Below are 13360 nucleotides of genomic sequence, written 5' to 3'. Positions count from 1 at the left end.
AAGCGTGGAGAACACCATGAGCGCAAGCGAGGAAATTCAAACCCCGCCACAACCGCAAAATAAAAAGAAGCAGCGCAAGAATATACTGATTCTCTTGACGGTTATTTTTATCATTATTGGGGTAGCTTATCTGGTTTACTGGTTCCTGGTGCTGCGTCACCATCAGGAAACGGATAATGCCTATATTTCCGGTAATCAGGTACAGATTATGTCCCAGGTGCCCGGCAGCGTTGTTAGCGTTAACTTCGAAAATACCGATTTGGTAAAAAGCGGCGATGTACTGGTCACTCTTGATACCACCGATGCTGAGCAGGCTTTTGCCAGAGCACAAACCGCGCTGGCGAACAGCGTGCGTCAAACCCACCAGCTCGTGATTAACGGCAAGCAGTATCAGGCCAATATCGAGTTAAGAAAAACCGAACTGAAAAAAGCTCAAAGCGATCTTAAACGTCGTGAAGTGCTGGGCGCGGCAGATGCGATTGGTCGAGAAGAATTGCAACACGCCCGCGATGCGGTAGAAGCGGCCAAAGCGACGCTCGACGTAGCGGTACAGCAATTTAACGCCAATCAGGCCATGGTTTTAAATACGCCGCTGGAGAAACAACCGGCTATCGAGCAGGCCGCCGCGCAAATGCGTGACGCTTGGTTAGCGTTGCAGCGCACCAAAATTGTCAGCCCGATCACCGGTTACGTTTCCCGTCGCAGCGTGCAAGTTGGCGCTGAGATCGCCAGCGGTACGCCGCTGATGGCCGTGGTTCCCGCCAATGAGCTGTGGATCGACGCCAACTTCAAAGAAACCCAATTGGCTAATATGCGTATCGGCCAACCGGCTACCGTAGTCACTGATTTCTACGGCGACGATGTGGTTTATCAGGGCAAAGTGGTCGGTCTGGATATGGGGACAGGCAGCGCCTTCTCTTTACTGCCAGCGCAAAACGCCACCGGTAACTGGATCAAAGTGGTACAGCGCCTGCCGGTGCGTATCGAGCTGGATGCCAAACAGCTAGCAGAGCACCCGTTGCGTATCGGTTTGTCTTCCGTCGTTCGGGTCGATACGGCTAATCAGGATGGATTGGTTCTGGCCGAAAGCGTACGTAAAAAACCCGCCTTCGAAAGTAATGCGCTTTCTCTGGATCTGGCACCGGTTAATCAAATGATTGCCGATGTGATCCAGGCGAATGCCAGTTAAGCCCGCCGGAGGCTAATGTGGCTCAAAAACCCCTAGAGGGCTCCAGACTCGCCTGGATGACGGTCGCGCTCTCGCTGGCGACCTTCATGCAGGTGCTGGATTCCACCATTGCTAACGTGGCAATACCGACCATAGCAGGCGATCTGGGATCCTCGAACTCACAGGGCACCTGGGTTATCACCTCGTTTGGTGTGGCGAACGCGATCTCGATCCCCATCACCGGCTGGCTGGCGAAACGAATTGGTGAGGTTCGCTTATTTCTGTGGTCAACCGCGCTATTCGCGCTAGCCTCCTGGCTATGCGGCGTTTCCAATAGTTTAGGTATGCTGATCTTCTTCCGCGTGATTCAGGGGCTGGTTGCCGGCCCGTTGATCCCGCTGTCGCAGAGTTTGCTACTGAATAACTATCCCCCCGCCAAGCGAGGAATGGCTCTGGCACTATGGTCGATGACCATCGTGGTCGCCCCGATATTTGGCCCGATTCTGGGCGGTTATATCAGCGATAACTATCACTGGGGCTGGATCTTCTTCATCAACATCCCAATTGGGATCGTGGTGATTCTGGTCGCGATGCAAACCCTGAAAGGGCGGGAAACCAAAACCGAAATCAAACCGATCGATACTATCGGATTGGTGCTATTGGTGGTCGGGATCGGAGCCTTGCAGATCATGCTGGATCAGGGCAAAGAGCTGGATTGGTTTAACTCCACCGAAATTATTGTCTTGGCAGCCGTCGCGGTGGTGGCGATTTCCTTCTTAATTGTCTGGGAGTTGACCGACGATCATCCGGTTATCGACCTCTCGCTGTTTAAATCGCGTAACTTTACTATTGGCTGTCTGTGTATCAGCCTGGCCTATATGTTGTACTTCGGCGCTATTGTACTGCTGCCACAGTTACTGCAAGAAGTCTATGGCTATACCGCTACCTGGGCTGGATTAGCATCGGCTCCGGTCGGGATTTTGCCAGTGATACTGTCGCCGATTATCGGGCGTTTTTCTCATCGTATCGATATGCGCCAGCTAGTGACATTCAGCTTCATTATGTATGCAGTTTGTTTCTACTGGCGGGCATATACATTCGAGCCGGGAATGGATTTTGGCGCGTCAGCGTGGCCGCAGTTTGTGCAAGGTTTCGCTATTGCCTGCTTCTTTATGCCACTGACCACGATTACCCTGTCCGGTTTAGCGCCGGAAAGAATGGCGGCCGCGTCCAGTTTGTCTAACTTTTTACGAACGCTGGCGGGATCGATTGGTACCTCAATCACCACCACGCTCTGGAGTCAGCGCGAGTCTCTGCACCATTCCCAGTTAACGGAGTTTGTGAATCCGTATAACCCGAATTCGGTGCAGACCTATCAGGAATTGGAGAAGTTAGGCATGAACCACCAGCAGGCCTCGGCCTATCTGGCACGGGAAATTACCAATCAGGGGCTGATAATTTCGGCTAATGAGATTTTCTGGCTGTCGGCTGGGGTGTTCCTGCTATTACTGGTGTTAGTGTGGTTTGCCCGTCCTCCGTTTACCTCCGGTGGCGGTGGCGGTGGTGCCCACTAAATCAGGCTGATTCAGGATTCTCATGCCGCTCGTTTATCAACGAGCGGCATTTTTTTGCCAGTAACATCACGAGTATCTATAGCTATCTTCTGAAACTGATATTGTCATCGATCACCGTTCGCGGACTGATCGGCACTCTCTCGGGCTTAACCAACGCCAGTTTATGGAAGGTAATTTTATCCCGCCAGACTTTGGTCAAAAATTCGCCCATAACCTGAATAGTAAACTGCTCTCCCGGACAACGGCGATAGCTGAAACCAAAGGGAGCAAAACCGGCGTAATCACATACCGGTTGTTTTTTATCATCAATGACGCTAAATACCGTCCCAAATCCGCTGTTGGTCACTGCCATATTGCGGCCATCGTTTACCGGCATTGAGGTAATATCGAACGGGCAGCGAGCCAAACCGATACGCTTGCATTCTTCTTCGGTGATTTCCGCGCTGGTCGGCACCTTGAGATAACGTTCAGGATCAAATTTCTCCGGCTGCGCCCAGTGAACCGGATTGAAGTTACTGCTGGTATGAGGCGTGTTGATATAGCTATGGCGCTTCAACGGCAGGCCAAAACGCTCGCCATACACTTTATGCTGCACATCCTCTGCAACGGAAACACTGCGGGCGTTTGGCGAAATAGTGCGGAATAACTCCATAACCAATAGATCCAACGGCGTGTAGGCCGCGTCTTTGGCATTCTGATAATCTCCGCTCATGGTTTTCTTGAAGGCGGCTTTTACCGCCGGATCGCCATTATTTTCGCTGAGATTCATCATGATGCCATACAGCGTTTTGCCCCATTGATTGAAAGCAACAAAGTTATGGAAACACTCAAAAACGATATCTTTCTTGCTGAAATTATCGTTATTTTCGGAGTTTTTTAGCCAATACCAGGCCAGCGTTTTTTGCGGTTCGGCAACGCGTCCGGTTCGAATATCATCCACGCGCTCATCAATCCATTGTTTAAGATAATCAATATTGCTGCGAACCCTCATATAATGTTCGTAGACAATGGGTTGAAGAGGATCGCGATAGGCCAGCACAGCATTAAAAGATTCACCGACTTCACGAACCTTTTGCGGTACCGCCTGCCCTTTAACGCCTAAATGCAGATCCCAATATACGTCGACATAATGATCCGCGTAGTGACGCATAAAAGGTTTATCCGCAAATTGCGGTTCCATTAACAGATCGAAAAATGCCGCGATTTTTTCCTGATACATTGGCTGATATAAATCGGGCGTCACCGCGGAATAATATATGCGCTTACGCATATTATGTTCTCCGCGCTCATCCAGCCCTTGCAAAAATACGGTTTCTCCTTCGGATGGCGTCGGTTTCCAATCCTTATACAGCAATCCCCACAGATCATAGGGCAGCGCATTTTTCTTGCTGAGACTCAGGCCAATCATCGGCAACATCGGTTTTTCACCGTCATAGAAACGACTCAGAAAGAAAGGTATAACCGCATTCTCAACATAATCGGAATTAAAATTGGCTGGAACCGTTTTACGGAAACGGGCTAATGCCCCTTCAACATCATCCGTCAGCGGTAATGACGCATTTTCTACCGCATTGACCGACGCAGCTCCGGCCGTTAAACCCAGAGCTGCCGCTCCTTTCAGAAATGCACGCCTTTCCATGAAGCTCTTCCTCACATTCAAATAAATTAAATTGGGATGATTCAAATCGGGAAATACATTATTTTGGTGATATAGAGTGCGCTGATAGCGAGTTTCGACATCATTGCGCCAACACTATAGAAACAATAGCGCCTTGTTTTTAAAAGTATTTAATTTAAATTCTCGCATGAAATTACATATATTAATCAATCTAATTACATAAGCAGCGATTTATATCATAAAAAATAATTATAGCTATTATTTCTAATTTAGCTGTTTTTATCGAATTAATTTATTTTATTGATTTTAATTAAATGCGGATTAATTAATTATTAGCAAATTAATCATTAAATTATCACACAAAATATTTATCGTGCTTTTAATATAGGTAATAGGATTAACAACAAAACAAATTAACCATCTCGCTTATTTATCAATTAATAGTCATGTGAATAAAAACAGAGTCCGTTGGATTTTACGGGGAAATAAATGAAAACAGGATGATACTGATACTGAAAAAATCAAATATTTAACATATTACGTTACAAACAAATCAGGCCCAAACATAGTTTGAGCCTGACTGGATTACCGGGTTAAACCCGCTGAATCAACGCGACAAAATCACTGGCTGTGCGTGCTACGCAAAGCTCAATGGCTTATTCGCCGCTGTTCTGACGCCACCATTCCGCCAGTAAAATACCGGTCGCAACGGAAACATTCAGGCTTTCTACCCGGCCAGTCCCGCCGATAGAAACGCTGAGATCGCCCTGCTGCCACGCGCTGTCCGTCAGACCATCACTTTCCTGACCTAACACCAATACCATTTTGGCAGGCAGCTCGGCTTTCGCCAGAGTCGTCCCTTTATGGCTGGAAGTGGTCACAATGGTGTAGCCCGCGTTACGGAAGGTATCCAATACGGAGAGGAAATCATCGGCGTTAATCGCTTTGATGTGTTCCGCGCCGCCTTCTGCGGTACGTACTGCCGCACCGGATTCCAACATTGCCGGATCTTGCAGCAATACGCCGTTAATACCGAAATGCGCACAAGTACGCATAATTGCGCCCAGATTGTGCGGGTTACCCACTTCTTCCAGCGCCAATACGCAATCTTGTTGCGGAGCCTGTTGCAGATAAGTTTCCGCGTCCAGACCCTGACGTTTCTTAATCAGGAAGCATACGCCACCGTGATGCTCGGTGCCGGAGGCCTTCGCCAGTTCTTCTTCATCAACCACGTGATAAGCCTTACGGTTTGCCGCCATCCATTTCAACGCTTCGCGGAATCGCGGCGTGACGGACTGCACAAACCAGGCGCGAACAATGGCATCAGGACGGCTGTTAAACAGCGCCTGACAGGCATTTTCGCCATACACACGGGTTTCTTCCGCACGCTGACGACGCAGCTGTGCCGGATCGATATGGCTCTTACCGCCGATGCCGCCGTGGTCAAACTCTGGCTCTTCGGACGGCGCACGGGAAACGGTCTTCCACGGTGAGTCGTACGGGCCGCGATCTTCAGAACGGGCCGGACGGCGAGGACGATCGCTTTCATTACGGCCTGAATCACTACGACGAGAGTCACCACGACGTGAATTGTCCTGACGTGAGCCATCCTGACGTGGATTGCCCTGATGCGAACCGCCCTGACGTGCGTTATCCGGACGGCCTTTGCCTGCCGGACGCTTGTTTTTGTTACGGTCGTCGCTGCTGCTCTCGTCACTACGGACGTACATCACTTTAACTTTGCCGTTTTTGCCACTAAATGAATCGTTCATTGTCTTCTCCACCAACGCGCAGGGCGCGAAGATTACCTGATGTCCGCCCGGTAAGCCATAAGCGAGCGCTAAAAGCCGGCAACTATCGTATTCATCGAATAAACCTTTTTGGCGATGACAGCATTTGTCATCATAATAGATAACATAAACGAAACAACACCGTGGTCAGAGTCGCGCTCTCCCACGCTAAAACCACTTAATACTGTTGTTTCCAGCTCTCTTTACCCAAGAATTAAGGCTAATTTATGAATACGGTATGCACAGCATGTATGGCGACCAACCGCCTGCCGGAAGAACGTATTGATGATGGCGCTAAATGCGGCCGCTGTGGTCATTCGCTGTTTGACGGCGAAGTGAGCAACGCCACCGCAGAAACGCTGGATAAACTGCTACAGGACGACCTGCCGATTGTTATCGACTTTTGGGCGCCCTGGTGTGGGCCGTGTCGCAGCTTTGCGCCAATCTTTGAAGATGTGGCGAATGACCGCGCAGGCAAGATTCGCTTCGTCAAAGTCAATACCGAAGCGGAACCTGCTCTCAGTACGCGTTTTCGCATTCGCAGCATTCCCACCATTATGCTGTATAAAAAAGGCAAAATGGTCGATATGCTCAGCGGCGCGCTGCCTAAAGCCCCTTTTGAAGGCTGGCTGGATGAGCAATTGGCGCAGTAATCAGTTTACCCTAGCGTTAGTTTAACCCATTTCGAGTGAATCATCGCGGTTAACTCCCCCGCTCCGGCCGAGAATTTCTCCGCCGGAGCGTTTGTTCTATCCCTGTCCCCAAGGGTTGATTAGAATAGCGCTTTTTCTCAGGAGTCAGTCGTGACTGATACACCATCTGCCGCCGCCGTTATGACTGAAAATGCCGTTCTGCGCCTGCGTAAACAACGCCTCGACGCTTCGACTCGCCCTTACCGCGCCCGCGGTTGTCGCGCCATTCGCTGTCAAAATTGCCTGCTGGCCGAGCGTCTGTGTCTGTGCGACACCATTAGACCATTACAGGCCACCAGCCGTTTTTGTTTGGTGATGTTCGACACCGAGCCGCTTAAACCCAGCAATACCGGCCGTTTAATCGCCGATATTCTGCCGAACACACAGGCCTTCCTGTGGGCCAGAACTGAAGTAGACCCGGCGCTACTAGCAGCCATTGCCGATCCTTCCCGCCAGCCTTATGTCGTGTTTCCCGAAGCCTACGCCGAACCGGATCGACAGGTTCTTAATAAGATCCCTGCAGGCGGCAAGCCACCGCTGTTTATTCTGCTCGACGGCACTTGGACAGAAGCAAAGAAAATGTTTCGCAAAAGCCCATATCTTGCGGGATTACCGATGCTTTCTCTTAACGTCAACATGACTTCAAACTATCAGCTACGCGAAGCCCAGCGACCGGAACAGCATTGCACCGTTGAAGTTGCTGCCGCTTTGCTGGAGCAGGCTGGCGATTTGCAAGCGGCGGAAGGACTGAGCGCACACTTTAACTATTTCAGGCAGCAATACTTAGCAGGCAAACCTCACCATCCAGTGCCACGGGTCACAGCAATTCTGCCAAAAAACGACTAAAGTCTCCTGGCAACCTTTAGCAGGTTAACTAACAGGAGACGCCATGAGCCAACGAGGATTAGAAGCACTGTTACGCCCCAAGTCGATTGCGGTTATCGGTGCCTCTGAAAAACCGGAGCGGGCGGGCTTCCTGATGATGCGTAATCTGCTGGACGGCGGGTTTAATGGGCCAATTTTACCGGTCACGCCAAGCTATAAAGCGGTCAGCGGCGTATTGGCCTATCCGGATATCGCGTCCCTGCCGCTAACGCCGGATTTAGCCATTCTCTGCACCAATGCCAGCCGTAATCTGTCACTTTTGGATGCCTTAGGCACCCGCGGCTGTAAAACCGTTATTATTCTGTCCGCGCCGCCGGATCAATTCCCCGAGTTAAAAGCCTGTGCCCATCGCTATAACATGCGGTTACTTGGGCCAAATAGCCTTGGGCTACTGGCTCCGTGGCAAGGACTGAACGCCAGTTTTTCTCCAGTTCCGATTCAAAAAGGCAAGCTGGCATTCATCTCCCAGTCGGCGGCGGTGGCCAACACGGTGCTGGACTGGGCGCAGCAGCGAGAAGTCGGTTTTTCCTACTTTATTGCGCTGGGCGACAGTTTGGATATCGATTTGGATGATCTGCTCGATTTCCTGTCTCGCGATGCCAAAACCAGCGCCATCATGCTGTATATCGAGCATATCAGCGACGCCCGCCGCTTTTTATCCGCCTCTCGCAGCGCCTCGCGTAATAAACCCATTTTAGTAGTAAAAAGTGGTCGAACTCAGCGCGCTCAGCAGTTACTCGATGGCCAGCAAGGGCTGGACGCCGCCTACGACGCAGCAATCCAACGAGCGGGTTTATTGCGAGTGCAAGACACGCACGAATTATTCTCTGCGGTCGAAACGCTCAGTCATATGCGCCCGCTACGCGGTGAAAAGCTACTGATTGTCAGCAACGGCTCTGCGCCAGCGGCGATGGCACTGGACGAATTGATTAGCCGTAACGGCAAGCTGGCGACCTTATCGGAACAAACTCATCGCGTGCTAAGCGAGGCACTACCGCCTTTTGTCACCATCCGCAACCCAATAGACCTACGGGACGATGCCAGCGCTGAACGCTACCTGGCGGCGGTCAGGCCGTTATTAGACAGTACAGATTATGATGCGCTGCTATTAATTCACTCCCCTAGCGCGGCGGCTCCCGGTAATAAAACGGCCGAACTGCTGATTTCGGCCATCCAGCAACACCCGCGCGGAAAACGAATTACCTTGCTAACTAATTGGTGTGGCGAATATTCATCTCAGGACGCACGCCGAATGTTTACCGAAGCGGGAATACCGACTTATCGCACCCCAGAGGGTGCTATTACCGCTTTTATGCATATGGTGGAATACCGCCGTAACCAGAAACAATTAAAGGAAACACCCGCTCTACCGGTAGGACTAACAGCCAATACCACTCACGTGCATCAGTTAATTCGTCAGGCGCTGGCGGAAGGCACTACGCAATTGGATACCCATGAAGTGCAGCCAATTCTGCAAGCCTACGGTCTTAGCATCCTGCCAACCTGGATTGCCAGTGACAGCGTGGAAGCGGTACATATCGCTGAACAAATTGGCTATCCGGTAGCAATCAAACTGCGCTCACCGGATATTCCCCACAAATCGGAGGTTCAGGGGGTAATGCTCTATCTGCGCACCGCGCTAGAAGTGCAGCGCGCCGCTGATGATATTCTCGATCGGGTTAAGCGCACTTATCCCCAGGCACGTATTCATGGCCTGCTGGTACAAAGCATGGCTCACCGCGCTGGTGCACAGGAACTGCGGATTGTGGTGGAGCAAGATGCCATTTTCGGCCCGCTGATTATGCTGGGAGAAGGTGGCGTGGAGTGGCATCAGGAAACACAGGCGGCGGTTGCTCTGCCGCCGCTGAATATGGCGCTGGCCCGCTATCTGATTTTACAGGCGGTAAAAGGTGGAAAAATTCGCCGGCGGGGCGCGCTACAACCTTTGGATATTCCTGGCCTTAGCCACCTGCTGGTGCAGGTTTCCAATCTGATACTCGATTGCCCAGAGATAACCCGTCTGGATATTCACCCGGTGCTGGCCTCCGGCAGTGAATTCACGCTATTGGATGTTTCTATGCAGTTGGCGCCAATTAGCGGCGATCCGCAAACTCGCCTGGCCATTCGCCCCTATCCGCAAGAACTGGAAGAACTGGTGCACCTAAAAGACGGTTCCTCCTGCCTGTTCCGCCCAATCCTGCCAGAAGACGAGCCTTTGCTGAAAGACTTCATTGATAAGGTGACAAAAGAAGATCTTTATTACCGCTATTTTAGTGAGATAAACGAGTTCAATCACGATGATTTGGCGAATATGACGCAAATCGACTACGATCGAGAAATGGCTTTTGTCGCTGTGCGTCAGCAACATGGAAACAGCGAAATCATTGGTGTCACTCGCGCCTTAAGCGATCCAGACAATATTGACGCCGAGTTCGCAGTACTGGTTCGATCCGACCTGAAAGGTTTGGGGCTAGGCAGTCGGCTATTGGAGAAAATGATTCACTATACCCGAGGCCACGGTTTAACCCGTTTAACCGCCATTACCATGCCGCACAATCGCGGGATGATCGGACTGGCACAAAAGTTGGGGTTCAACGTTGACGTACAGTTGGAAGACGGAATCGTTAATCTCGAATTAACACTGTGATTTATTGACTCATTTATGCCCGATAAATTTCACGCCGTGGCCAAACGGCAACGGCACAAATTTGCCGAAGCTTAACCCGCGAAGTCATTGGATTGGAAGCAAGCAGCCAGCGTGAAAGATGACGAACATAAGGGTGACCGAGGCCACAGAGCTGGTCGATTAGCTAACCCGCAGGCAAAACTTACGCACAACACGGGTAACTAGTGGTATTATCGCCAGATTCTATGGATTAGTATTCTTAAGCTATGGCGGTTTTGCCATCAAATAACGAGAGAAGAAGCGCACTGTGATGTTGTCAAAATTCAAACGTAGCAAACATCAACAACACCTTGCACAACTGCCCAAACTCCCCCAGTCAGTTGATGATGTCCAAACGCTTTACTGCCCGAAGGTTTTCCGCGCAACTCTGCTGGAATTAATTGCTCAGGCAACCCAACGTATTTATTTGGTCGCACTGTATCTGGAACAAGATGATGCTGGTCGGGACGTCATGCAGGCACTTTATCAGGCGAAACAACAGCGGCCTGAGCTGGAAATTTGCGTATTAGTTGACTGGCATCGTGCCCAACGCGGGCGTATTGGTGCTGCTGCAGTTAATACCAACGCCGATTGGTATTGTGATATGGCGGCAAAGCATCCGGGCGTTGCCGTTCCAGTGTATGGCGTACCGGTAAATACTCGCGAAGCCTTGGGTGTTCTGCATCTGAAAGGTTTTATTATTGATGACAGAGTCATTTACAGCGGTGCCAGTATTAATGATGTTTATCTGCATCAGCACGATAAATACCGTTACGATCGCTACCAGTTAATTAAAAATCCGGCTATGGCGAATGCAATGGCGGAATACATCAAGCAACAGATCCTGGGAGCCGGTGCGGTTCAGCGCTTAGATCGTAGCGATCGTCCAAAAAACCCTGAAATAAAAAACGAGACCCGCCAATTCCGCTTATCCCTGCGTGATGTCGGTTATGAATTTACGGATCGAAGCAGTAATGATGAACTAGCCGTGACCCCGTTGGTTGGCCTGGGAAAGAAAAGTCCTTTAAATAAAGCAATACATCATCTGATGTGTTCTGCCGACGAAAAGCTCACTATCTGCACTCCTTATTTCAACCTGCCTGCACTGCTGGTACGCAATATCATTTATTTGCTGCGCGAAGGAAAACAGGTTGAGATTATTGTCGGGGACAAAACGGCAAACGATTTCTATATTCCGGAAGATCAGCCTTTCAAGATCATCGGAGCTTTACCTTATCTGTATGAAATAAATCTGCGCCGCTTCCTCAGTCGCTTACAGCGCTTTGTGGATAACGGCCAGCTTGTGGTTCGACTATGGAAAGACGGCGATAACACTTATCATCTGAAAGGCATGTGGGTAGACGATACCTGGCAGCTGATTACGGGTAATAACCTAAACCCGCGCGCCTGGCGCCTGGATCTGGAAAACGCCATTTTGATCCACGATCCCAAGCATGAAATGCACGAACAGCGGGCGAAAGAGCTAGAATGCATCCGTACGCATACCAAAGTTGTTTCCCACTACCTTGAGCTGGAAAATATTCAGCAATATCCGGTGAAGGTCAGGAAACTGATTCGTCGCTTACGGCGAATTCGTATCGACCGTCTAATCAGCCGCATCCTGTAGATTTCGATGGTCAGATCGCAACCCGGTTAATAGCCGGGTTTTTTATTGGCCAAATTAAAGTTATGGCTAACGACTTTGCCATCAACATATTTTGGCTTCATCGGATTTAAATCTTACATACTAAAGAGACGCTGATTTTTAAGGCTCGGAGTTTACCCGTAAATATGGTCTCCAAAAGGCGGCTGATTATATCTGGCGGCTAAAGTAGCTAACTTATTGCCCTTCATTCAGTTTCTGATCGGTTTCGGTAATGGAATTGACATGCTACTTTATCTAAAGACAGGTTTTTATTTCATCTACAAAAGGAATACTCCATGGAGCGATGTTCATATCTCCGTTCGGCCGTCATCGCCCCCCTATTCTTTCTGAGCACTGCCTGCACCCACATGGCCAACGATAGCTGGACGGGGAAAGACAAAGCTCAGCACTTCTTCGCCTCCGCTGCTTTTGCCGCGGCAGGCACGGCATATGGCGAGCACCAGAATTGGTCAGACGCCCGCAGTCGCAGCTTTGGTTTATTGTTCTCTATAGGTATAGGTGCGGGGAAAGAGTTCTACGATAGCCGTCAGGGCGGTACAGGGTGGAGCTGGAAAGACTTCGTCTGGGATGTAGCTGGTGCCATGGCCGGATACGGTGTTTATCAGGCAGCGAATTAAACTCAACGTTACGGAATGCTCATCCTTAAACTATTAAAGGATATTTCTATATTCAATAAAACGTTACTGGTCAGTGCTATCTCTCTAAATAATATCCTTCGGTGCCAGCGTTGATGGAAAAATCAATGTTACTGGGACGGTAGTTGATTCCCCACCTAATATAAGCCCGGTGAGTGACTGTATCTGCCTGAAAATGCTGCGAATTTACTGCCTGAAAACGTCAACGGCGGCGCAATTTACCGGATAAGCCGCCCCTTATGGAATGAAAATCGCCATATACGCCTTCAACGCCCGGCATTCCCGGGGGTTCCCATGCCCTTAAACGCAAAAAGCCCCCCGCAATCGCAGGAGGCTCGGTTCGAGGGCGGCAATGACTTTTATCCGCCTCGCGTCTGTCTTTTTTCCATAGCAAAAACCCCACGCTTTTGGCATGGGGTCTTGGCTTGATTTGATGCCTGCAGTGTCCACTGTATTCGTCTCATCTTCTGGATGAGACTCACCCCGCTGGGGCCAGCGCAGGCGCAGTTTGTCGCATGCATGCTCGAGTCGCACACCACCCAAACGAGACAAACAAAAAAGGCCACCCGTTAGGGTAGCCTCTTTTGTTTATTTGATGCCTGGCAGTGTCCTACTCTCGCATGGGGAGACCCCACACTACCATCGGCGCTACGGCGTTTCACTTCTG

The 13360-nt window shown here is 50.2% G+C and carries 9 protein-coding genes; 7 read left to right on the top strand and 2 right to left on the bottom strand.

Annotated features, from left to right (window positions below; translation table 11 throughout):
* Positions 1-16: 16 nt before the first annotated feature.
* Positions 17-1189: a multidrug efflux MFS transporter periplasmic adaptor subunit EmrA gene (gene emrA / locus DBA33_RS16475; protein WP_064516678.1), complete on the top strand. Its 1173-nt coding sequence runs from the start codon at positions 17-19 to the stop codon at positions 1187-1189.
* A 17-nt stretch (positions 1190-1206) separates the two neighbouring features.
* Positions 1207-2742, top strand: a complete 1536-nt coding sequence (gene emrB / locus DBA33_RS16470; RefSeq protein ID WP_064516676.1) for a multidrug efflux MFS transporter permease subunit EmrB — start codon at positions 1207-1209, stop codon at positions 2740-2742.
* Between the two features lie 82 nt (positions 2743-2824).
* Here emrB and DBA33_RS16465 read toward each other — a convergent pair whose 3' ends face one another.
* Positions 2825-4381 carry a twin-arginine translocation signal domain-containing protein gene (locus DBA33_RS16465; RefSeq protein ID WP_084414342.1) on the bottom strand — a complete coding sequence of 519 codons (1557 nt, stop codon included), beginning with the start codon at positions 4379-4381 and terminating at the stop codon, positions 2825-2827.
* A 635-nt stretch (positions 4382-5016) separates the two neighbouring features.
* Positions 5017-6132: a tRNA/rRNA methyltransferase gene (locus DBA33_RS16460; protein WP_064516674.1), complete on the bottom strand. Its 1116-nt coding sequence runs from the start codon at positions 6130-6132 to the stop codon at positions 5017-5019.
* Positions 6133-6377: 245 nt separating this feature from the next.
* Here DBA33_RS16460 and trxC point away from each other — a divergent pair, with 245 nt between their 5' ends.
* From trxC to DBA33_RS16435, 5 genes are all read left to right on the top strand, one after another.
* On the top strand, positions 6378-6803 hold the full coding sequence (gene trxC, locus DBA33_RS16455) for a thioredoxin TrxC (RefSeq protein WP_120806836.1): 426 nt from the start codon (positions 6378-6380) through the stop codon (positions 6801-6803).
* A 180-nt stretch (positions 6804-6983) separates the two neighbouring features.
* The gene (locus DBA33_RS16450) at positions 6984-7688 is read left to right on the top strand and encodes a tRNA-uridine aminocarboxypropyltransferase (protein WP_064518468.1); all 705 of its coding nucleotides are present in this window, start codon (positions 6984-6986) and stop codon (positions 7686-7688) included.
* Between the two features lie 43 nt (positions 7689-7731).
* Positions 7732-10374 (top strand): bifunctional acetate--CoA ligase family protein/GNAT family N-acetyltransferase, encoded by a 2643-nt coding sequence (locus tag DBA33_RS16445; RefSeq protein WP_120806835.1) that lies wholly within the window; start codon positions 7732-7734, stop codon positions 10372-10374.
* A gap of 289 nt (positions 10375-10663) precedes the next feature.
* Positions 10664-12019, top strand: a complete 1356-nt coding sequence (gene pssA, locus DBA33_RS16440) for a CDP-diacylglycerol--serine O-phosphatidyltransferase (protein ID WP_064516668.1) — start codon at positions 10664-10666, stop codon at positions 12017-12019.
* Between the two features lie 314 nt (positions 12020-12333).
* The gene (locus DBA33_RS16435; RefSeq protein ID WP_064516666.1) at positions 12334-12675 is read left to right on the top strand and encodes a YfiM family lipoprotein; all 342 of its coding nucleotides are present in this window, start codon (positions 12334-12336) and stop codon (positions 12673-12675) included.
* The last annotated feature ends 685 nt before the right edge of the window (positions 12676-13360 follow it).

Origin of the sequence: Yersinia sp. IP36721 (assembly GCF_003634395.1) — a bacterium.
Lineage (GTDB): Bacteria > Pseudomonadota > Gammaproteobacteria > Enterobacterales > Enterobacteriaceae > Yersinia > Yersinia entomophaga.
This window is presented reverse-complemented; position numbering and strand designations above follow the sequence as displayed.

Bases quoted from the DNA above. Each gene is read 5' to 3' on its own strand.
- emrA (WP_064516678.1), top strand. From the start codon at position 17: ATGAGCGCAAGCGAGGAAATTCAAACCCCGCCACAACCGCAAAATAAA.
- DBA33_RS16465 (WP_084414342.1), bottom strand. From the start codon at position 4,381: ATGGAAAGGCGTGCATTTCTGAAAGGAGCGGCAGCTCTGGGTTTAACG.
- DBA33_RS16460 (WP_064516674.1), bottom strand. From the start codon at position 6,132: ATGAACGATTCATTTAGTGGCAAAAACGGCAAAGTTAAAGTGATGTAC.
- trxC (WP_120806836.1), top strand. From the start codon at position 6,378: ATGAATACGGTATGCACAGCATGTATGGCGACCAACCGCCTGCCGGAA.
- DBA33_RS16450 (WP_064518468.1), top strand. From the start codon at position 6,984: ATGACTGAAAATGCCGTTCTGCGCCTGCGTAAACAACGCCTCGACGCT.
- DBA33_RS16445 (WP_120806835.1), top strand. From the start codon at position 7,732: ATGAGCCAACGAGGATTAGAAGCACTGTTACGCCCCAAGTCGATTGCG.
- pssA (WP_064516668.1), top strand. From the start codon at position 10,664: ATGTTGTCAAAATTCAAACGTAGCAAACATCAACAACACCTTGCACAA.
- DBA33_RS16435 (WP_064516666.1), top strand. From the start codon at position 12,334: ATGGAGCGATGTTCATATCTCCGTTCGGCCGTCATCGCCCCCCTATTC.